Annotated in this window: 14 protein-coding genes and 1 pseudogene; 10 read left to right on the top strand and 5 right to left on the bottom strand. The window is 70.4% G+C overall.

Features of this window, described 5'->3' with window-relative positions; all coding sequences use genetic code 11:
• Positions 1–128 precede the first annotated feature (128 nt).
• Positions 129–1772, top strand: coding sequence for a phosphodiester glycosidase family protein (locus ACWDUZ_RS35960; protein WP_451636031.1), 1644 nt, complete (start codon positions 129–131; stop codon positions 1770–1772).
• A 476-nt stretch (positions 1773–2248) separates the two neighbouring features.
• The gene (locus ACWDUZ_RS35955; protein ID WP_451636030.1) at positions 2249–3142 is read left to right on the top strand and encodes a GH25 family lysozyme; all 894 of its coding nucleotides are present in this window, start codon (positions 2249–2251) and stop codon (positions 3140–3142) included.
• Positions 3143–3282: 140 nt separating this feature from the next.
• On the opposite strand, the gene ACWDUZ_RS35950 is transcribed toward ACWDUZ_RS35955, so the two are convergent.
• The 3 genes from ACWDUZ_RS35950 to ACWDUZ_RS35940 all read right to left on the bottom strand — a co-directional run bounded on the left by ACWDUZ_RS35950 (position 3283) and on the right by ACWDUZ_RS35940 (position 6022).
• The gene (locus ACWDUZ_RS35950) at positions 3283–3732 is read right to left on the bottom strand and encodes a hypothetical protein (RefSeq protein ID WP_451636029.1); all 450 of its coding nucleotides are present in this window, start codon (positions 3730–3732) and stop codon (positions 3283–3285) included.
• A 147-nt stretch (positions 3733–3879) separates the two neighbouring features.
• Positions 3880–5421 carry a hypothetical protein gene (locus ACWDUZ_RS35945; protein WP_451636028.1) on the bottom strand — a complete coding sequence of 514 codons (1542 nt, stop codon included), beginning with the start codon at positions 5419–5421 and terminating at the stop codon, positions 3880–3882.
• A gap of 292 nt (positions 5422–5713) precedes the next feature.
• On the bottom strand, positions 5714–6022 hold the full coding sequence (locus tag ACWDUZ_RS35940) for a hypothetical protein (protein WP_451636027.1): 309 nt from the start codon (positions 6020–6022) through the stop codon (positions 5714–5716).
• A 555-nt stretch (positions 6023–6577) separates the two neighbouring features.
• Here ACWDUZ_RS35940 and ACWDUZ_RS35935 point away from each other — a divergent pair.
• From ACWDUZ_RS35935 to ACWDUZ_RS35900, 8 genes and pseudogenes are all read left to right on the top strand, one after another.
• Positions 6578–8401, top strand: coding sequence for an adenylyl cyclase (locus ACWDUZ_RS35935; RefSeq protein ID WP_451636026.1), 1824 nt, complete (start codon positions 6578–6580; stop codon positions 8399–8401).
• Positions 8402–8994: 593 nt separating this feature from the next.
• Positions 8995–11109 (top strand): elongation factor G, encoded by a 2115-nt coding sequence (gene fusA, locus ACWDUZ_RS35930; protein ID WP_451636025.1) that lies wholly within the window; start codon positions 8995–8997, stop codon positions 11107–11109.
• Between the two features lie 391 nt (positions 11110–11500).
• Complete coding sequence (locus ACWDUZ_RS35925) at positions 11501–12817, top strand: ABC transporter substrate-binding protein (protein ID WP_451636024.1); 1317 nt, start codon at positions 11501–11503, stop codon at positions 12815–12817.
• A 5-nt stretch (positions 12818–12822) separates the two neighbouring features.
• Positions 12823–13812 (top strand): carbohydrate ABC transporter permease, encoded by a 990-nt coding sequence (locus ACWDUZ_RS35920; RefSeq protein ID WP_451636023.1) that lies wholly within the window; start codon positions 12823–12825, stop codon positions 13810–13812.
• A gap of 67 nt (positions 13813–13879) precedes the next feature.
• On the top strand, positions 13880–14719 hold the full coding sequence (locus ACWDUZ_RS35915; RefSeq protein ID WP_451636047.1) for a carbohydrate ABC transporter permease: 840 nt from the start codon (positions 13880–13882) through the stop codon (positions 14717–14719).
• Positions 14720–14748: 29 nt separating this feature from the next.
• Entirely contained in the window at positions 14749–16107 is a 1359-nt protein-coding gene (locus ACWDUZ_RS35910; protein WP_451636046.1) for a GH1 family beta-glucosidase, read from the top strand.
• A 161-nt stretch (positions 16108–16268) separates the two neighbouring features.
• Complete coding sequence (locus ACWDUZ_RS35905; RefSeq protein WP_451636022.1) at positions 16269–17096, top strand: hypothetical protein; 828 nt, start codon at positions 16269–16271, stop codon at positions 17094–17096.
• A 272-nt stretch (positions 17097–17368) separates the two neighbouring features.
• Positions 17369–17455 (top strand): annotated as a pseudogene (locus ACWDUZ_RS35900) (DUF397 domain-containing protein); the annotation flags it as partial.
• A gap of 110 nt (positions 17456–17565) precedes the next feature.
• Here ACWDUZ_RS35900 and ACWDUZ_RS35895 read toward each other — a convergent pair.
• A complete protein-coding gene (locus tag ACWDUZ_RS35895; RefSeq protein ID WP_451636021.1) occupies positions 17566–18075 on the bottom strand; it encodes a hypothetical protein in 510 nt (169 codons plus the stop codon).
• The coding region (locus ACWDUZ_RS35890) for a hypothetical protein (RefSeq protein WP_451636020.1) at positions 18072–19636 on the bottom strand (1565 nt) is incomplete at its 5' end. The genes ACWDUZ_RS35890 and ACWDUZ_RS35895, both read right to left, overlap by 4 nt.

Below are 19636 nucleotides of genomic sequence, written 5' to 3'. Positions count from 1 at the left end.
GTCGATCGGTCGGTAGGTTGTCGCCCCCAGGACAGTCATGGCCGACAGGTTCGACGGGAGCAGGTGGCTGAGCCCGGAAGCCGGGCAGGCCGATCCACCCACTCGTCCGATCCTTACAGGCGGTGCAGATGAAGAAGAGACTGTGCGGTGCGGCCGCGGTCCTGGGCGTCCTCGCCACGATGGGTGCCATGCCGGCCCAGGCGACCCCGAACGCACAGCAGGACGCACGGGCCGGCCGACAGACCCTGTCGTCGGCTACGGCAGCCCTGCCGCTGGGCCCCTCGGACCTGACCGAGACCCGCACCACGAGGACTCTGCAGCCCGGCGTCACCCTCACGCGCATCGTGCGCGGCGAGGCCGACGCGGCCCTGCACTGGACGGTCGAGATGTCCATTCCCGGCGGTGACAGCTCACCGGACCCCGACGCGCCGCCGACCACACTCAAGGACAAGACGAGCGCCGACGAACTGGCCGCCCGACTGAGGCAGGCCGGCTTCACGGCCCGGGCCGAAGAGGTCACGACGCCGAAGGTGACCGACTACGCCGGCGGCACGCTCGGGTGGCGGGTCCGGGTCGGCACGTTCGACTCGCAGTCCGCCGCGACGGCCGAACGCGCACGGCTGAAGAGCGCCGGGTACACGGGATCCGCTGTCTACACCGGTTGGGACGGGGACGCCGGCGACCGGGGCCCGTGGCTGGTCGACGTGCTCACGATCGACCCGCGCCGGTTCCGCGGGGGCCTTGAGGCGTCGTACGGCCCCGATCTGGAGAACCGCGAGACGACGAGCCTGCTGGCGACCACGGCCGGGGCGACCGCGGCGGTGAACGCCGGGTTCTTCGTCCTGGACCCCGCCGCGGGCGCACCCGGAGACCCGGCCGGCGTCGGCGTGTACGACGGGCGGCTGCTGAGCGAACCGGTGAACGGGCGCCCCGCGCTGGTGATCCACGACAACGGCAGGCACACGGAGATCGCCCGCTTCACCTGGCGCGGTCGGCTCGTCGGCGCGGGCACATCGCTGAGCCTGACCGGCATCAACCGGGTACCGGGCCTGATCAGGAACTGCGGCGGCGAGGGCGACATCCCGACCTCCCTGCCGCTGCACGACGTGACGTGCACCAACCCGGACGAACTCGTGTCCTTCACCGCCGACTTCGGCAAGAGCACGCCGCAGGGCGAGGGCGTCGAGGCCGTGCTGGACGCCCACGGTCGGGTCACGCAGCTGCGTTCACCGCGCGGTGGGGCCCTGCCGCCCGGCGGCAGCTCCGTACAGGCGACCGGACGCCGCGTCGCCGAGCTCAAGAGGCTCGCCCGGGTCGGCGACCGCCTGACGGTCAAGGCGACGCTGCTGGACCAGAAGGGGCACCCGGTGAAGCCCTCGGCCGGGACCGACATCGTGAACGGCGGCCCGGAGCTGCTCCGCGACGGGCGGCTGCACGTCACTCCGGCCACCGACGGCATGGTGCACCCGGGCGATCCGAGCTGGTACTACGGCTGGGTGCAGAAGCGCAACCCGCGCACGCTGGCGGGAGTGGACGCCGCCGGACGGACCGTGCTGATCACCGCGGACGGCCGCAGCACCGACGCACTGGGGCTCGGCATCACCGAGAGCGCCGAGGTCGCCAAGGCGCTCGGACTGCGCGACGCGATGAACCTGGACGGCGGCGGCTCGACCACCCTGGTCGCCGACGACACCGTCCTCAACCACCCGTCGGACGCCACCGGCGAACGTCCCGTCGGAGACGCGCTGATGATCCTGCCCGCCGGGAAGTGACCGCGACACCGCGCCCGCGTGCGCCCGCTGTGCGGGCACGCGCGGGCGCGGGAAGTTTCAGGCGGCAAAAGTTCCGGGCCGTCTTCGGACATCGGCACAGGTCCGCTGATTGGGCAGTGGACTGGACCACAGATGGTGCCCGAAACCCCTTTCGAACACGGGGAGTTGGCTGCTATTCATGACGTGTCCGTGACAACGGCGCACGTGGCAGGCCCCTCGCGGCGCTACGCGGGCACAGTTCGGCCCACCCAGCACTCCCGCGCCCCCGTCCTGGTGACGCGCTTCCTGGATCACCCCGGCCCCACCCCCTGTCCGCAGCCACGGCGCCGAAGCCGCGGTGACGAACGCCGGCCTCGACGCTACGCGGGTAGACCGCGCGATCTGCACGACCACACGACCAGATGCCTCCGCACGTACCCGCACATCCTGCACGTCCGCACCTCCTAGCACCGCCCCACACCCCACAACCGGAAGCCATGGAGGAAGCCTTGTATTCACGGATCCGCAGTGCCCGAACTCTGACCGTGGCCGGCGCCCTCGCCGCGAGCATCGCCCTGACAGCGAGCATGACGGCGGGAACGGCCTCCGCCAGACCGGCGCCGTCCGGCGACACCGTCCCCCTCGGCCAGGGATACGCGGGCGTCGGCTACGTCCAGGACAGCAAGGACTTCAAGCCGGACACCCGCCGACTCCAGCTGAACACCACGGCCGTGGTGACCCCGTCCTTCGCCACGAACCCCCCGCCGGGCATCGACGTCTCGCACTACCAGGGCACGATCAACTGGGCCTCGGTCAAAGCGGCGGGCATCCAGTTCGCCTGGATCAAGGCCACCGAGGGCACCTCGTACAAGGACTCCCAGTTCAACGCCAACTACCTGCACGCCTACAACAACAAGGTGATCCGGGGCGCGTACCACTTCGCGCGGCCGGACGCCTCCAGCGGCGCGACGCAGGCGACCTACTTCGCCAACAACGGCGGCGCCTGGTCGAGGGACAACCTGACCCTGCCCGGCATGGTCGACCTCGAAGGCGGCTGCTACGGCAAGTCGAAGAGCGCGATGCAGTCGTGGATCCTCGACTTCTACAACACGTACAAGGCGAAGACCGGCCGCGACGTCGTCATCTACACCAGCGCCAGCTGGTGGAACACCTGCACCGGCGGCTGGAGCGGCATGTCCGCCAGGAGCCCGCTCTGGGTCGCCAGCTGGACCTCCGCCTCGAACCCCACCCTCCCGAACGGCTTCCCGTACGCGACGGTCTGGCAGTACACCTCCACCGGCTCCGTCAGCGGCATCTCCGGCAACGTGGACCGCGACCGCTTCAACGGCGACCGCAGCCGCCTGCTGGCCCTGGCCAACAACACGGCGTGACACGGCTCCTGAGCCCGTGACCGCAACGTCGCCCGCGCGCGACAGCATGCCGAAGGGGCCCGTTCCTGACGGGCCCCTTCGGCGTGCGTGCGGTGCGGGCGACGGCCCTGGTCAGGAGCCGGCGCCACCCGATGGCCGGGTCACGACCGGACCGTCCAGGTGTCGAGGCAGTCGCTGTACGAGCCCTTCACCATGCAGACGCTCATGTAGTAGGTGCCGTCCTCGGGCAGATTGCCCGACTTCTTGGCGGTGTACGGCGAGGCCTTCCCTCGGGTCGTGGCCGTTCTGCCGTCGCTCAGGTGCGCCTCGATGCCGTACCCGTCCGCCAGCACGTCCGAGACGACGAGGGTGTCTCCGGTGGAGATCCCGAGGTCGCCGGGGTTGGCGGCCCACGCGGCCTTCCCGGCGACCTTGCTGCCGTTGTAGACGGTCACGCTCACGGAGCCGTCGGCGATCGAGTACGAGAACGTGTTCCAGGACGGCGCGGCGCTCGCCTGGGGTGCCGCGACGCCGAGGACGAGTCCCGCGGTCAGTGCGGACGCGGCGGCCCCGACGGCCGCGGTCCTCTTGGCTCTGCCTGTCTTCTTCATGCTGTCCCCGTTTCATCGGTCGTTGATGTCGAGCGTGAACATCATTTGATCGAACGGAGCTGACAACAAGGGAATTTCGCGCAGGATGGTGGCTTGATCGAATCAGTCGCGGTCGCTCTCGCCCGCCGGTTCCATGCCCACGCACGGTCAGTCGGCCGCGCCGTCCGGCTCACCTCCGCCTTCGGTCTCGCCACTCCTCGTACGCAGAAGCGCTCCTCCCACCAGGAAGAACGCCGACACGGCGGACACCGCCCACGGGGCTCCGTTGGTGGACAACTCCGGGTCGGGGAACATGCCGGAGGCGGCCAGGGCGAGCAGGGTGCCGGTGGTCAGCGGGCCCGTCCCGGGCGGCATGGGGGCCGCTGTCCGCCAGCGCCTGCGCGGGATCCACAGGCGCAGCAGGTCGGCCACGATCGCGGCGGCCACCAGTCGGGTTCCGATCCTGAACCACAGAGGTGCCGTGGCGTCCTGTTCGCCGACGCCCGCGATCGCGGTCATGGCGAAGAAGACGATGGGGATCAGCCAGCCGAGGCCGGCCCGGATCCCGGGCACCGGATCCGGCCGGGTGCCGTCGGCGCCCTCGGCCGCGTCGGCTTTCGTCAGGCTGCCCTTCGTCAGGCTGACCTTCGTCGGACCCTTTGCCGGACCGACCCTCGGGCGAGTCGCCGCGCTGGGGCGTCCTTCGACGTCCGAGGGGCCGCGGGGGGACGGGAGGGCCGGCACAGGCGGCAGGTCCGGGAGCGGGCGCAGCGCGCGGGTCTGGGCGCGGCGGACTCGGCGGCCCGCATCGCCGTACTGGTCCATGTGCGCGGACAGCTGTGCCTGGAGCGCGAGCAACTGCTCCGCCATCGCGTCGAACTCGGCGCGGCGCTCGGCGGCGCGGTTCGCCGCCTCCCGGTGGTCGTCGGCGAGTCGGTGCAGGGCCTCGGTGCGCGTCTGCGCGGCTTCGGCGCGTGCGGCCTCCGCGGCGAGCGGTGCCTGGGCCAGCTCCTGCTGGAGCCGCTTCCGCTCCGCTTCGATGATCTCGGCGATGCGGTGCCGCTCGTCCGGCGGCAGCTCACGCGGGGCGCGGGCCTCGGCGCGGGCCACCGCGGACTGGCGCCACGCCAGCAGCGGCCGGCCCCGGTGCTCTCCGATGCCGTTGATGTGGACCTTGCCGCCCTTGGTGCGGTGGATGTACAGAACCTCGCCGCCCTTGCCGTTCTGCGCCTTGCCCCAGCTGACGCGCTGGAAGTCGGCCGCGGTCCGGATGCCCTGGGCCGTGAGGTCGCGGATCAGGCCGGCGCCTATGCCGTTCACCTGGCTCGCGGTGAGATATGTGCTGCCGAGCGTGCGCTCGATGGACTCGCGACGCAGCACCGCGAGGGCCCGGTTCTCCTGGTTCTCGCGCTTTCCGTCCAGTCCGTCGAGCTGTCGGGTGAGCGAGGTCTCGTGGCGGACCTGCCGTTCGTGGATGCGCTGCAGCGCTTTGCCGTGTGCGGCCTCGGCGCGGTCGCGGTCCCGTGCTTCCCGGTTCAGGCGTCGCCGGTCGGCGAGTTCGAAGGGGCGTCGCCTGTCGAGGAGACGGCGCAGGGCGCGGACGGACTCGATGAGGCGGCGGCGCTCGGCGCGTACCTCTGCGGGCGAGAGGGCGGTGGCCGGAGGGACGGGGGCGGACTCGTCCCGCCGCGTGGTCGTACTGTCGATCAATGGTGCTCTTTCCGCGGGCGGGGTGTCGGAGGCCGTGGCCTGGGGCGGGGGCCGGGGGAGGCGCGGGGTGTGCCGCCCACCGATGGCTTCCTGCCAGAGAGATCGACTCGTACTCGGGGGCCAAGGTTGTACATCGCGCCACGCGAAAAGCGGGAAAAGGGCCGTGCCGTCCCGCGTCTTCGGGTGAGGAGCGCGCTGACGGCGCGCCCGGGAGGCGCGGGTGTTCCACCGGTCCGCTCGCCGCCTCCGCCTTTCGGAGGCCGGACCGCGTGTCAGCCCTCCCGCGACGGGGTCAGCGGTAGTCCTCGGGGTGGGACTGCATCCAGGTGTTCACGTGGTCCCGGGTCGACAGCAGCAGCTTCTGGTGTCGCTTGAGGTTGGGGAAGGAGAAGTCCCCCGCCAGAGCCTCGTGCATCGCCCGGATCCGGGCGATGGGAGGACCGAAGTGCCCGGTGCCCTTCGGGCTCGCCTTCATCGAGTTGTAGAGATCGCCGAGGTTGGTCACCACCCGGGTGAGGAAGTACTCGCAGTTCCCCGGCGTCGTACAGCCGTCGTTGTACGTCGCCTGCAGCACGGCGAAGGCGTCCCGAACCTCCGGCACCGCCGCACCGGGCGCGGCATCCGAGGTGGGATACGCGTCCGTCTCGGAGGGTTTCGAGGCCGGTGTACCCGGACCGGCCGTCCCGTCGTCGCCGCCGTCGGGAGCTGCCGAGGCGGCGACGCGTCCGGCGGTCGACGCCGAAGCGTGGCTTGTGCCGGCTCCCGCAGCACTGTCGCTCTCGGACGAGCATGCCGCCGACAAGGCCGCCACCAACAAAAGCGGCGCGGCACGGCGCGCGATGCGGACCGCGTCCACAGGTTCCCCCCGAGGTGATCGATTCTTCGTCGGGCCCCTGCCTAACAGCTCGCGGGGCTCGTTGTCCACCGCTCAGGTGGCCCGCACGTCCCCGATCTCCGAGGCCGTCGCCCGGTTTGCGCGCGCAGCGTCCGGGCTCCCCGGACGACAACTCGGCACGTACGGCGGTCCGTTATTGGTGCAGACCTATTGACGGTGCAAACCGGCGGTGATTCACTCCGTGGCTGAGAGCGCTCTCTCGCGGTTGCGGACCAGCCGCGGTCCCGTTTACCCAACGCCTGTTCAGGGAGAGCCGTGTCCGTGATTCCCTCTCGTCGTGCCCTGCTTCGCGGGGCGGCTGCTGCTGCCGCAGGGGTGCCGCTGGCCGGCGCAACCGCAGGACCCGCCTTCGCCTCGTCGCCCACGTCCGCCGCCGGCCCGAGCGGCCACGGCGCCTCCGGCCATGGGAGCGCCGACCTGGGGCCGAACGTCCTGGTCTTCGACCCGTCGATGGGCGACGCGGCGATCCAGGCGCAGATCGACGCCGTGTTCGCCGTCCAGGAGTCCAACCAGTTCGGCACCGAGCGCTACGCCCTGGCGTTCAAGCCGGGCACGTACAACGTCGAGATCAACGTCGGCTTCTACACCCACGTACTCGGACTCGGCGCCGGCCCCGAGGATGTCGTGATCAACGGTCATGTGACCGTCGACGCGCAGTGGTTCGACGGAAACGGCACCCAGGACTTCTGGCGGGCCGCGGAGAACCTGACCATCGTGCCGCCGGACGGGCTCGACCGCTGGGCCGTCGCCCAGGCCGCGCCCATGCGCCGGGTGCACGTCAAGGGCGACATGATCCTCATGCCGAGCCCGCCCGGCAACGGCTGGTCCAGCGGCGGCTTCCTCGCCGACAGCGTGGTGGACGGCCAGATCGACTCGGGCTCCCAGCAGCAGTGGCTGTCGCGCAACGACACCATCGGCAGCTGGACCGGTGCCAACTGGAACATGGTCTACGTCGGCGTCCAGGGCGCGCCCGCCACGTCCTTCCCCACCCCGCCCTACACGACCGTCGACCGTACCCCGGTGGTCCGGGAGAAGCCGTTCCTGACCGTCGACCGGCACGGGGACTACCACGTCTTCGTGCCCGCGCTGCGCCGCAACAGCACCGGCACCTCCTGGGCCGCCGGACCGGCCGCCGGCCACAGCATCCCGCTGACCGAGTTCCACGTCGCCCGGCCGGGCGACTCCGCCACGAGCATCAACGCGGCGCTCGCCCGCGGCAAGCACCTCCTGCTCACCCCGGGCATCTACCCGCTGTCCGCGCCACTGCGGGTCCGCCGACCCGGCACCGTCGTGCTCGGCCTCGGCCTGGCCACCCTCCAGGCCGTCGACGGCAACTCGCTCATCGAGGTCGCCGACATCGGTGACGTCTCCGTGGCCGGCGTGCTCCTCGAGGCCGCCTCTCCCAGTTCACCCGTGCTGCTGCGGGTCGGCCACGGCCGCAGCCGGAAGAACCACGCGCACCGGCCCACCGCGCTGTTCGACGTCTTCCCCCGCATCGGCGGCGCCGTCCCCGGCGGCACCGATGTCAGCATCCAGATCGACAGCAACGACGTGATCGTCGACCACGTCTGGGTCTGGCGCGCCGACCACGGCCTCGACGGCACGGTCGGCTGGGCGGTCAACCCCGCGGGCGTCGGTTTCCTCGTCAACGGCGACCGGGTGACCACCTACGGCCTGTTCGTCGAGCACCACCAGAACTACGAGGTGCTCTGGAACGGCAACCACGGCCGTACCTACTTCTTCCAGAACGAGCACCCCTACGACGTCCCGACCCAGTCGGCCTGGAGGCACGGCAGCACCAACGGCTTCGCCGCCTACAAGGTCGGCGACCACGTCACCGAGCACCACGCGTGGGGCCTGGGCAGCTACGCCTTCTTCAACCTCGACGCGGACATCTACACCGACCGCGCCTACGAGGTCCCCGACACCCCGGGCGTCGTCTTCACCTCGCTGATGACCGTCTGCCTCAACGGCCCCGGTGGCGGCGGCATCCTGCACTGCATCAACGACACGGGCGAGCCCGTCCAGAACGGCTTCGGCACCTACAACATGAAGTCGTACTCGAACGGCGCCGGGGTGGTCTGACCTGCCCCACAGGCGGTGACGCTCACGAGGCGCACACCGCCCACGGCGTTCCGCCGGAACCCTCGCCGGGCACGAGGACTCCGCTCCCCGTGCCCGGCGAGGGTCCGACAAGCGGGAGCCCGCGCCTGCCCTCCCGCGGTTCGACCTCCGAGATCCGGTCGGCCCACTGGGGGAGTGGCAGCGCGGCCGGGGGGAAAATCCGTGGCCCGTCGGTCCCGCCTTCCGTACTGTCGACACGTCATCGTGCGCACCGCCCGGGTGCGGTGCGCGACTTCGCGACAGGAGAGAGGGGGGACGGCCGTGCGTGACCACACCGCACCCGTCGTCCCGCCGTCGCGCTTCGACGTGATCCTGGTGTCCTGGGGTCTCCGGTACCCGCTGCGCGGCCGGTACCGGATGCCCGTGTCGAGGGGCTGACTCGGTTCGACCGACCGGACGAGTGTCCGGCCACCCCTGTCGGTGGCCGGGCGCGTGCGCCGGCGTGCGACCACGCCCGCATGCCCGCATGCCCGCATGCCCGCATGCCCTCGTGCCTGCCTTCGCACGGGGAATCGCGCTGCCCTTTTTCGCGCCGTATCGAAAGGCCATGCGCCGTGCGTACCAACCGCGCCACCGGCAGCACCACGCACCAGGTTCCCGTCAACGCCCTCGCCGCCGTCCGCAACCTCGGCATCCTCGCCCACGTCGACGCCGGCAAGACGACCGTCACCGAGCGGATCCTGTACGCCACCGGCACCACCCACAAGCGGGGTGAGGTGCACGACGGGACCACCGTCACCGACTTCGATCCCCAGGAGCGGGATCGCGGCATCACCATCTTCGCCGCGGCCGTGAGCTGCGCCTGGGACGGGTGCTGGATCAACCTGATCGACACGCCCGGGCACGTCGACTTCGCGGACGAGGTGGAGCGTTCGCTGCGGGTGCTCGACGGGGCCGTGGCCGTGTTCGACGCCGTCGCCGGGGTGGAGTCGCAGAGCGAGTCGGTGTGGCGGCAGGCCGACCGGCACGGGGTGCCGCGGATCGCGTTCGTCAACAAGATGGACCGGGCCGGGGCCGATCTCGACGCCGCGGTGGCGTCGATCCGCGAGCGGCTGCATCCCGTCCCGCTGGTCGTGCAACTGCCCATCGGCGCGGAGGACGGCTTCGTCGGAGTCGTGGACCTCGTGCGCATGCGGGCGCTGGTCTGGCCGGACGGGAGTGCGGACGCCGCCGAGGTCCGGCCCGTGCCTGACGGCTTGCTTCAGGAGGCGCAGCTCCGGCGGCGGCTGCTCGAGGAGGCCGTGGCCGAGCGGCACCCGGCCGCGCTGGAGGAGTTCTGCGACCGCGAGACGCTCAGCGCCGGCACCCTCGCCTCCGCGCTGCGCGATCTGACCCGCACCGGTGACGGCGTCGTCGTGCTGTGCGGCTCCGCCTACCGCAACCGTGGGATCGAGCCGCTGCTCGACGCCGTCGTGGCCTACCTGCCCTCGCCGCTCGACGTGCCCGCCGTGCGCGGCACGTGGGACGGCACCGAGCAGGAGCGGGCCGCCGACCCGGCGGCGCCGTTCGCCGCGCTCGCCTTCAAGGTGAGCGCCACCGCCACCGGGCGGCTGACCCACCTCCGCGTCTGTTCCGGAACCATCGAGAAAGGAGCCACCGTGTGGGACGCGACCGCACGCCGTACCGAGCGCATCGGGCGGATCCTGCGCGTGCAGGCCGACCGCCACGTTCCGCTCGAACGCGCGATCGCCGGGGACATCGTGGCCGTGGTCGGGCTGAAGTCCGCCCGGGCGGGTTCGACCCTCTGCGACCCGGGCGCCCCGCTCGTCCTGGAGCCGCCGAACGTCGCCGAGCCCGTCGTCTCCGTGGCCGTGGAGGCTTGTCGCAGGGCCGACGCCGACCGGCTCGCCTCCGCGCTCGGCCGGCTCACCGAGGAGGATCCGTCCCTCGTGGTGCGCACCGACCCCGAGACCGGTCAGACCGTGCTCGCCGGCATGGGCGAGCTGCATCTGGAGGTGGCCGTGGAGAAGCTGCGCCGGGCACAGGGGATCGACGTCAACGTCGGCCGTCCTCGGGTGGCCCTCCGCGAGACCGTGACGCGCGGGGTGTCCGGCGTGCTCTACCGGCACGTCAAACAGGACGGCGGCGCCGGGCAGTTCGCCCACGTCGTGCTGGACGTCGAGCCCTTCGAGCCCTTCGAGCCCGCGGCGAGCGACAGCGGCGTCGTCTTCCGGTCCGTCGTCGTCGGCGGCCGCGTGCCGCAGGAGTACGTCCGTGCGGTCGAGGCCGGCTGCCGTGACGCCCTGGCCGAGGGGCCGCTCGGCGGTCATCCGGTGACCGGGCTTCGGGTCACCCTGACCGACGGCGCGACCCATCCCAAGGACTCCTCGGAGATGGCCTTCCGTACGGCCGGCCGGCTCGGTCTGCGCGAGGCGCTGCGGGCCTGTGCGATGCGTCTGCTGGAGCCGGTCGCCGAGGTCGCGGTGACCGTTCCCGAGGAGGCCGTGGGCGGCGTACTGGGAGACCTCGCCGCACGGCGTGGGCGGGTCTCGGGGCAGGCCGCCCGCGCCGGGACCGTGGTGGTCACCGCCACCGTCCCGCTGGCCGAACTCTTCGGCTACGCGACCCGTCTGCGCAGCCGGACCCAGGGCCGGGGCACCTTCACCACCCGCCCCGCCGGGTACGCCCCGGCGCCGGGGGCAGTCGTGAGCGGGGCGTCTGCCGGATAGCCGGACAACCGGGAAGCGGAAGAACCGGACGGCCGGAAAGCCGTACGTCCGCCGTCGGACGGCAGTGCGGCGGGTCCCGGTCCCTCCCGTGTGATGCGGGAGGGACCGGCCTTCACGGCATCCCGGCTGCCCCCGCCCGCCCGTCCACCCCGAGCCGAGCCGACCGCCCGCCCAACCCTCGCCACCCCACACCCGGCCGCTCAGAGCCCCCGCCCGCCCACTCTCCGTAGCTTTCGCACCCCCCGCCGATTACCCCCTGCCGCAACCCTTGACGGACTTCCGTCGAAGGGTTTAACTCACGTCCTAAATTAAGCCGTGAGGGTGCTTCACGAGTTGAACGGTCGAACGCTCCCTCTGGTTTCTCGACTCCCGGAAAGGGACCCCAGGAGCCATGCGCAGCATCCGAGCCGCGGCCGTAGGTGCCGTCACCTTGTCTCTCGCCCTTGCCGCATCGGCCTGCGGAGGCGGTTCGTCGACGGACGGCGGGTCGAACGACTCGCCCAAGACGCTCACGTACTGGGCCTCCAACCAGGGCGCCAGCATCGAGGTCGACAAGAAGGTCCTCCAGCCCGAGCTCGACAAGTTCGAGAAGCAGTACGGGATCAAGGTGAAGCTGGAGGTCGTGCCCTGGTCGGATCTGCTCAACCGGATCCTGACCGCCACCACGTCCGGGCAGGGACCCGACGTCCTCAACATCGGCAACACCTGGAGCGCCTCCCTCCAGGCCACCGGCGCGCTGCTGCCGTGGGACGCGAAGAACTTCGGGAAGATCGGCGGCAAGGACCGCTTCGTCGACTCCGCCCTCGGCTCCACCGGCGTCCAGGGCCAGGACCCGGCCGCCGTGCCGCTGTACTCGATGGCGTACGCGCTCTACTACAACAAGCAGATCTTCGCCGACGCCGGGATCAGCAAGCCGCCCGCCACCTGGGCCGAGCTGGTCGCCGACGGCAAGAAGATCCAGGCCAAGGGCAAGCAGGTCATCGGCGCCGAGGGCGCCAACGTGTCCGAGAACATCCACCACGTCTTCGTCTTCGCCAAGCAGCACGGCGCCGACTTCTTCACCGCCGACGGCAAGCCCGACTTCACCAGCGACGGGGTGGTCGCCGCCGTCAAGCAGTACGTCGACCTGATGGCCAAGGACAAGGTCATCCCGCAGGGCAACGCCGAGTACGCGCAGAACCAGTCGGTGAGCGACTTCGCCAAGGGCCGTACGGCGATGCTGCTGTGGCAGTCGGCCTCCGCCAACCTCAAGTCCCAGGGGATGAGCGAGGACGCCTACGGAATCGCCCCCGTGCCCGTGCAGTCGGGCGCCCCCGGCACCGGCACCCAGGTCAACTCCATGGTCGCCGGCATCAACCTGGCCGTCTTCAAGAACACCGACAACCTCGACGGCGCCACCAAGTTCGTGAAGTTCATGACCAGCGACGACGAGCAGAAGATCCTCAACAAGGCCTACAGCTCCATCCCGCCGGTCAAGGCGGCCCAGGCGGACCCCTCGTTCAACACGCCGGCCAACGCCGTCCTGAAGAACACCCTGGCCACCAGCGCCGCCGCGCTGCCCCAGGTCGCCCAGGAGTCCCAGTTCGAGACGACCGTCGGTACGGCCGTCAAGGAGCTGTTCGCGGACGCCGCGGCCGGCCGCGCGGTGACCACCGACTCGGTGAAGGCCAAGCTCGAGAAGGCCCAGCAGCAGATGCCGGCGAAGTGAGCGCGATGACGACCACCACCACCGCGGTCAAGGAGCCGGTGGGCACCAAGGCCCCCGGTGCGGCGCCGACCACGCGCCGCACCGGGCGGCTGCGGCGCATCGGACTGCCGTACCTGCTGCTCCTGCCCGCCCTGCTCCTCGAACTCCTGGTTCACCTGGTGCCGATGGTCATCGGCATCGTGATGAGCTTCAAGGAGCTCACCCAGTTCTACATCCGCGACTGGGGCAGCGCCCCCTGGTCCGGCCTCGGCAACTACAAGATGTCGGTGGACTTCGACGCCCCCGTCGGCGAGGCCCTGCTCCACTCCTTCTTCGTCACCGTCGGCTTCACCCTGCTGTCGGTCGGCCTGTGCTGGCTGATCGGCACGACCGCGGCGATCTACATGCAGGACACCTTCCGCGGTCGCGGCCTGCTGCGCGCACTGTTCCTGGTGCCGTACGCGCTGCCCGTCTACGCGGCCGTCATCACCTGGGTGTTCATGTTCCAGCACGACAACGGCCTGGTGAACCACGTCCTGCACGACCAGCTGCACCTCACCGACAAGCCGTCCTTCTGGCTGATCGGCGACAACAGCTTCGTCGCGCTGCTCGTGGTGTCGGTGTGGAAGGGCTGGCCGTTCGCCTTCCTGATCGTCATGGCCGGGCTCCAGAACATCCCGCGGGAGCTGTACGAGGCGGCCGCGCTGGACGGGGCCGGGATGTGGCAGCAGATCCGCCGCATCACCCTCCCGTCCCTGCGCCCGGTCAACCAGGTGCTGATCCTGGTGCTGTTCCTGTGGACGTTCAACGACTTCAACACGCCGTACGTCCTGTTCGGCAAGGCCGCCCCCGCGGCCGCGGACCTCATCTCGGTCCACATCTACCAGGCCTCGTTCGTCACCTGGAACTTCGGCACCGGATCCGCGATGTCCGTCCTGCTGCTGCTCTTCCTGCTGGTGGTGACGGGCGCGTACCTGCTGCTCACCTCACGCGGACGGAGGACCTCCGATGTCTGACGCCATCCGGTCCTCGCACCCGGCCTCCTCCCACAGATCCTCCCACCGGACCTCCTTCAGGTCCCCGATGGCCCCGCCGCGCTCCTTCCTCTGGTCCCGGCGGATCTTCCTCACCCTGCTCACCGGGTTCGTCCTGGTGCCGGTGTACGTCATGGTCTCCAGCTCGCTGAAGCCGCTGGCCGACGTGACGGGCAAGTTCCGCTGGCTGCCGAGCGGCCTGACCTTCCGCCCGTACATCGACATCTGGTCGACGGTCCCGCTGGCGAAGTACTTCGTCAACTCGCTGATCGTGGCGGGCGCGGCGACGGTCTGCTCGGTGGTGATCGCGGTCTTCGCCGCGTACGCCGTGAGCCGCTACAGCTTCCGCGGCAAGCGCGTCTTCACCGTCACCGTGCTGTCCACGCAGATGTTCCCCGGCATCCTCTTCCTGCTCCCGCTGTTCCTTCTCTACGTCAACATCGGCAACGCCACCGGAATCGCCCTGTTCGGCTCCCGCGGCGGCCTGATCCTGACCTACCTCACCTTCTCCCTCCCGTTCTCCATCTGGATGCTGATCGGCTACTTCGACTCGGTACCGCGCGACCTGGACGAGGCGGCGCTCGTGGACGGCTGCGGGCCGCTCGGCGCGCTGTTCCGCGTCGTCGTGCCGGCCGCGGTCCCCGGCATCGTCGCCGTCGCCGTCTACGCCTTCATGACCGCCTGGGGCGAGGTGCTCTTCGCCTCCGTGATGACCAACGACACCACCCGCACGCTCGCCGTGGGCCTGCAGGGCTACTCCACGCTCAACGACGTGTACTGGAACCAGATCATGGCCGCCTCGCTCGTCGTCAGCGTCCCCGTCGTCGCCGGATTCCTGCTGCTGCAGCGCTACCTCGTCGCCGGGCTGACGGCAGGAGCCGTCAAGTGACCAACCGCACCGATCCCGAGGGGACTTCCGTGACCATCGATCTCGCCGCGCTCCCGCACGACTTCCTGTGGGGCACGGCCACCTCGGCGTACCAGATCGAGGGAGCCGTCGCCGAGGACGGCCGCTCCCCGTCCATCTGGGACACCTTCTCCCACACCCCGGGAAAGATCGACAACGGTGACAACGGCGACACCGCCTGCGACCACTACCACCGCTGGCCCGAGGACATCGAACTGATGCGGCGCCTGGGCACCAACGCCTACCGGCTGTCCATCGCCTGGCCGCGCGTCGTGCCCGGCGGTGACGGGCCGGCGAACCCCAAGGGGCTGGCCTTCTACGACCGGTTGATCGACGGCCTGCTGGAAGCGGGCATCACCCCGTCCGTCACCCTCTACCACTGGGACCTCCCGCAGGTCCTCCAGGACCGGGGCGGCTGGCCCGAGCGGGCGACCGCCGAGCACTTCGCGGCCTACGCCTCGGTGGTCGCCGAACGCCTGGGCGACCGGGTCAATCACTGGGCCACCCTCAACGAGCCGTCCTGCTCCGCCTGGATCGGCCACCTCGAGGGCAAGATGGCCCCCGGCCTCACCGACCTGACCGCGGCCGTCCGCGCCTCCTACCACCTCCTGCTCGGCCACGGCCTGGCCGTGCAGGCGATCCGCGCCGCCGCCCCGAACGCCCGCATCGGCATCGTCAACAACCTCTCCACCGTCCACCCCGCCACCGACCGCTCCGAGGACCTGGCGGCCGCCCGCCGCCACGACGGCCACGTCAACCGCTGGTGGCTGGACCCGGTGCACGGCCGCGGCTTCCCAGCCGACATGCGCGAGGTCTACGGCGTCGACCTCCCCGAACACCCCGGCGACGCGGAGACCATCGCCGCCCCCCTGGACTGGCTCGGCCTCAACTACTACTTCCCGGCGTACGTAGCCGACGACCCCACCGGCCCGGCCCCCCACGCCCGCTCGGTACGCCGCCCGGACGTGGCGCGCACCGGCATGGACTGGGAGATCGACGCCGACGGCATCGAAGCCCTGCTCCTGCGCCTCACCGACGACTACGGCGCCCGCAAGCTCTACGTCACCGAGAACGGCTCCGCCTTCCCGGACACCCTCCGCCCCGACGGCACCATCGACGACCCCGAACGCCAGGACTACCTGGTCCGGCACCTTGCCGCCTGCGCCGCCGCCGCCCGCAAGGGCGCCCCGCTGGCCGGCTACTTCGCCTGGTCCCTCCTGGACAACTTCGAATGGGCCTACGGCTACGACAAGCGCTTCGGCCTCGTCCACGTCGACTACCGCACCCAGGCCCGCACCATCAAGGGCACCGGTCACCGGTACGCGGACATCGTGCGGGCCCACCGCGCCGGAGGACGCCGGGCCGCCTGAGCCTGGCCCGGACGGCCGGGGGCACGGGAGCGGGAGCCCGTGCCCCCGGCACGCACCGATCCGAGGCTGCCGGGGCCCGGCACCTTCGCCCTTTCAGGCCCTGCCGTTCCCGGCCCTGGATGAATCGGCGTCCGGTGGACGACGCTGTCCTCATGCTTTCCATGAGCCATACCGTGGTCGTCGAACCGGTGCCGTACACGTGGCTCGTCGACGCCCTCGCCGTGGTCCGCTCGTCGGTGGAGGAGAGCCAGGCGGAACGACGGCGACTGGTTCTGCCGGACGGGCAGTCGATCCCGGGCGTCCAGCTCACCCGTGGACGGCACCTGCGACCAGGAGCCGAATACCTGATCTCGGACCAGGACGAGAAGGAGAACGAGGGCGCTGAGCACGGCGGCACGGGCGCGAACGCGAAAGACGTGAGCAGCGTCGAGACGGTCACCGTCCGGGTCGAGGAATGGGACCGTCGACGCGCTGTCCGACTGGCGCTCGCCATGGCGTCCGACGCCGGAGAAGTTGAACTGCAGATCGTCCTGAAGAGCCTCGACCGCCCCCGCCTGGTCGAGATCAGGGGCCAGTCGCTGTTCGACGGGGTGCCGTTGCGGCTTTCCCAGATGAAGGGGCGGGTTCGCGTACAACTCGACGACTGGTGGGCCGCAGCGGACGCAGCAGGCACTTCGCATACCGCTCCGGCCACGGCACGCGTCGTCCACCGGTGGGCTCGCGCGACGGCGCGCGCTGTGCCCCGGCCGCACCGTGACGGTGACGGCGACAGATGGGACGTACGCGTCACCGTGTCCCTTCACGGTCGCGGACTCCTGCGACCCCTCGCGGCCGTCGCCCTCGTCGTGGCCGGCCGCCGGATCCGCCGCTTCGTGGCCCGCACGCTGGACGACCTGGCGGACACATGGAACGCCACCGTGCCCGGCCTGGTGGCGATGAACAAGGACGACTTGAGGGCCGCGCTGACGATGCGCCCGTCAAGTGGATGATCCGCGGACGGAGGGCGCGTAGCCCGAATCCGGCGTCGGTCGACCGTCGACTCCGCACCACCCTCACGGCGCGGACGACGCGTGGCCTCGTCACGCGACACAACTCGCACGGCGATGCAGCGGGACTACGGGACGGCCGGGCGACCACTCACGCTCAGCTCCGCCGTTGTCGGCCCGTACCCGGCCTACTGGACCAAGGCGACCAGCCCATACTGAGGCTCCCGCACTCCAGCGTCCACATGGTCGCGGGCGGGGGAGTCCGGTCAGGAAGCGGCGAATGCGTAGAGGTCGCTGCCACCCCCAGCAGGGTCCACGTCCGCGACTCGAAGGACACCACCCGCGCACCTCCGCTCCCGTAACACCCACCTCAGCCCTGGCGACCTGCTCGCCGGATGCCCGCGCCGTCGCAGGCCGGTACGGCCGTCGACGTCCGCCTCGGGCCCGGTGTTGTGCTCGGCTGAGACCGAGGTCAGAACGCCTTCAGATAGACCCTGGCCTTATCGCCCTTGAGTGTCTGGACGTAGATGTCGATCCACTGCACCGTCTTGCGGCGATCGTCCTTCACACAGGGGGGGCAGACACCGGCCGAGCGGGCTCCCTTCAGCGTTTGCGGCTCGGCCAGCCCGAGGTGCCGGAACAGGTCGCCATCCGGGGTGAAGTCGGCCTTCTTCACCTTCAGCGGTTCTTCGGGACGAAGGTCCGCCGCGATGCCTTCGGCGTTCTTCTCGCTGGTGACGAACGAGAGGAGGTAGATGTCCTCCTGGGGGTTGATCTGCACGGCTCCCTTGACCTCAGTCGCACCCTTGGGCGCCGTCACGTGCATGAAGGCCGACGCCTCGGGCGCGCCGGCGTTCTCGTCCCACCGCGAGGTGCTTCTGTCGGTCGCACGGCGATCGCCCGTGTCCCCACCGGAGCAGGCGGAAAGAAGGAAAGTGGCTGCCACTGCCGCGATGAGGAGGGCGCCTCGTTTGGTTGTCACCGGTTCTCCTCGTCGCCGCGCGAGACGTCGCCGCGGGTTCCTTCTCGTCCTTGGTCCGGCGGGTTCACTGTCGGTTTCGCATCGCTGTTCAGGTCGTAGGTGTACGTGGAACTACTGCCTCGCATGTCGAACTCCTGAGCAAGTCCGGTCTTGTGCAACCGCCCCATCTCGGAGTCCGGGATCACCACGCCGCCGGGGAAGGTGGTCGACTTGCCGGCGTCCCAGTTGTACCGGTCCCACACGTTGGCCTGGTATGCGAGCGAAACCTTGGGCTTGCCGTCCGCCCCGGGGGTGACGGTGACCATCCCCGACACGTTCTGCTGGTGGGAGCCGACCGCGTGGAACCACTCTTCGCTCTGGAAGGTGCGACCAACCGCCTTGCTCTCCACCGGCACGACGACCGTCTTGTCGCCACCGGCCTTCTCGAAGGCGTCGAGCCCTTGCTGTCGCCACGCGTCCTGGTTCTGGGCGATGTGGACCGAGACATCATCGCGGAATCCGGGATCATCCTTGAGGATGCGGTCGATGTCCAGGTCCAGCGGCTCACCCGTTGCACTCAGGTAATGCTCCATGTTGCGTGACGCGGCGTTCTCGCTGCTGAAGTCGCCACCGGCCGCGATGGCCTGCGCGCGGGCCAGATACCAGAGATCCTTGGCCGTGGGCTTTTCGGTGTCAAAGGCTCCGGACCCCGAGTCAGCAGCGTGCCAGTTGTACAGCGGGCTCATGATCCCCGCCTTCCGCAACTCGTCGCCCTTCTCCTGAAGCAGGATGCCGCGCGTGACCGGATCGAGGCCGCGCCACCACTCGGCGACCGCCTTCTTGCCCTTGGGGACGTGCTGCGCCTTCGCCCTCTCCGCAAGCGACGGGTACGGGTCGGGCTCCGCTTCCCGGTTGAAACCGCCGATCGTGCCGTCCAAGGGGTCGCTGTCCTGCATCACGGAGGCGAGAGCGAGTTTGAACCCCTCGTCCGCGTCATTCAGGGCCGCCACCGCCAAGTCCAGTTGCGCGGCCCACCCGGCAGCGGCCGTGCGGGCGCTCTCCTGGTAGTCAGGATCGTGCACGTACGCCATGTACTTGCTGTGATCCAGCTTGGACGTGTCGAAGGCGACGGCGCCTTGCTCGGACACCTTCATGCCGGCCTTCACCGCGTCCTCTCGGACGTACTCGATCTTCTTGCGGAGACGGCTGAATTCAGCGTGCGCGTCCCGGAGCAGTTCGGCGACGGCCTTCGCCTCGCTCTGAGCTCCCTGGTACTCCTTCCACGTCACGTCGAAGCGTGCGGCGCCGACGTCGGCACTCAGGCCCACCCATGTGTCACCGAGGGAAATGCCGTGCACTTCTTGTTCGTAGGTTCGCGCGAGCTTGCCGAAGTCCTTGGCCATGGCGGCCCAGTCGTCGGCAGCTGCGGTGAGCTTCGACAGGTCGGTGCCCATGATCTCGTAGTACGTCACCATGTCTGAACTCCCGTTAGCCTCGATCTTGCATGACGGTCCGCCGACGGAGTCGGTGGACTGTTTCGCTTTCTGTGGCTGATGGTGGGCATGCTGGCGGCCCGGGTGTC

The organism is Streptomyces sp. NPDC003393 (assembly GCF_053589015.1).
The sequence above is the reverse complement of the archived record's forward strand: the minus strand, read 5'-3'. Positions and strand labels throughout refer to the sequence as shown.

Bases quoted from the DNA above. Each gene is read 5' to 3' on its own strand.
- ACWDUZ_RS35915 (WP_451636047.1), top strand. From the start codon at position 13,880: ATGGCCCCGCCGCGCTCCTTCCTCTGGTCCCGGCGGATCTTCCTCACC.
- ACWDUZ_RS35925 (WP_451636024.1), top strand. From the start codon at position 11,501: ATGCGCAGCATCCGAGCCGCGGCCGTAGGTGCCGTCACCTTGTCTCTC.
- ACWDUZ_RS35920 (WP_451636023.1), top strand. From the start codon at position 12,823: ATGACGACCACCACCACCGCGGTCAAGGAGCCGGTGGGCACCAAGGCC.
- ACWDUZ_RS35955 (WP_451636030.1), top strand. From the start codon at position 2,249: ATGGAGGAAGCCTTGTATTCACGGATCCGCAGTGCCCGAACTCTGACC.
- ACWDUZ_RS35905 (WP_451636022.1), top strand. From the start codon at position 16,269: ATGAGCCATACCGTGGTCGTCGAACCGGTGCCGTACACGTGGCTCGTC.
- ACWDUZ_RS35960 (WP_451636031.1), top strand. From the start codon at position 129: ATGAAGAAGAGACTGTGCGGTGCGGCCGCGGTCCTGGGCGTCCTCGCC.
- ACWDUZ_RS35950 (WP_451636029.1), bottom strand. From the start codon at position 3,732: ATGAAGAAGACAGGCAGAGCCAAGAGGACCGCGGCCGTCGGGGCCGCC.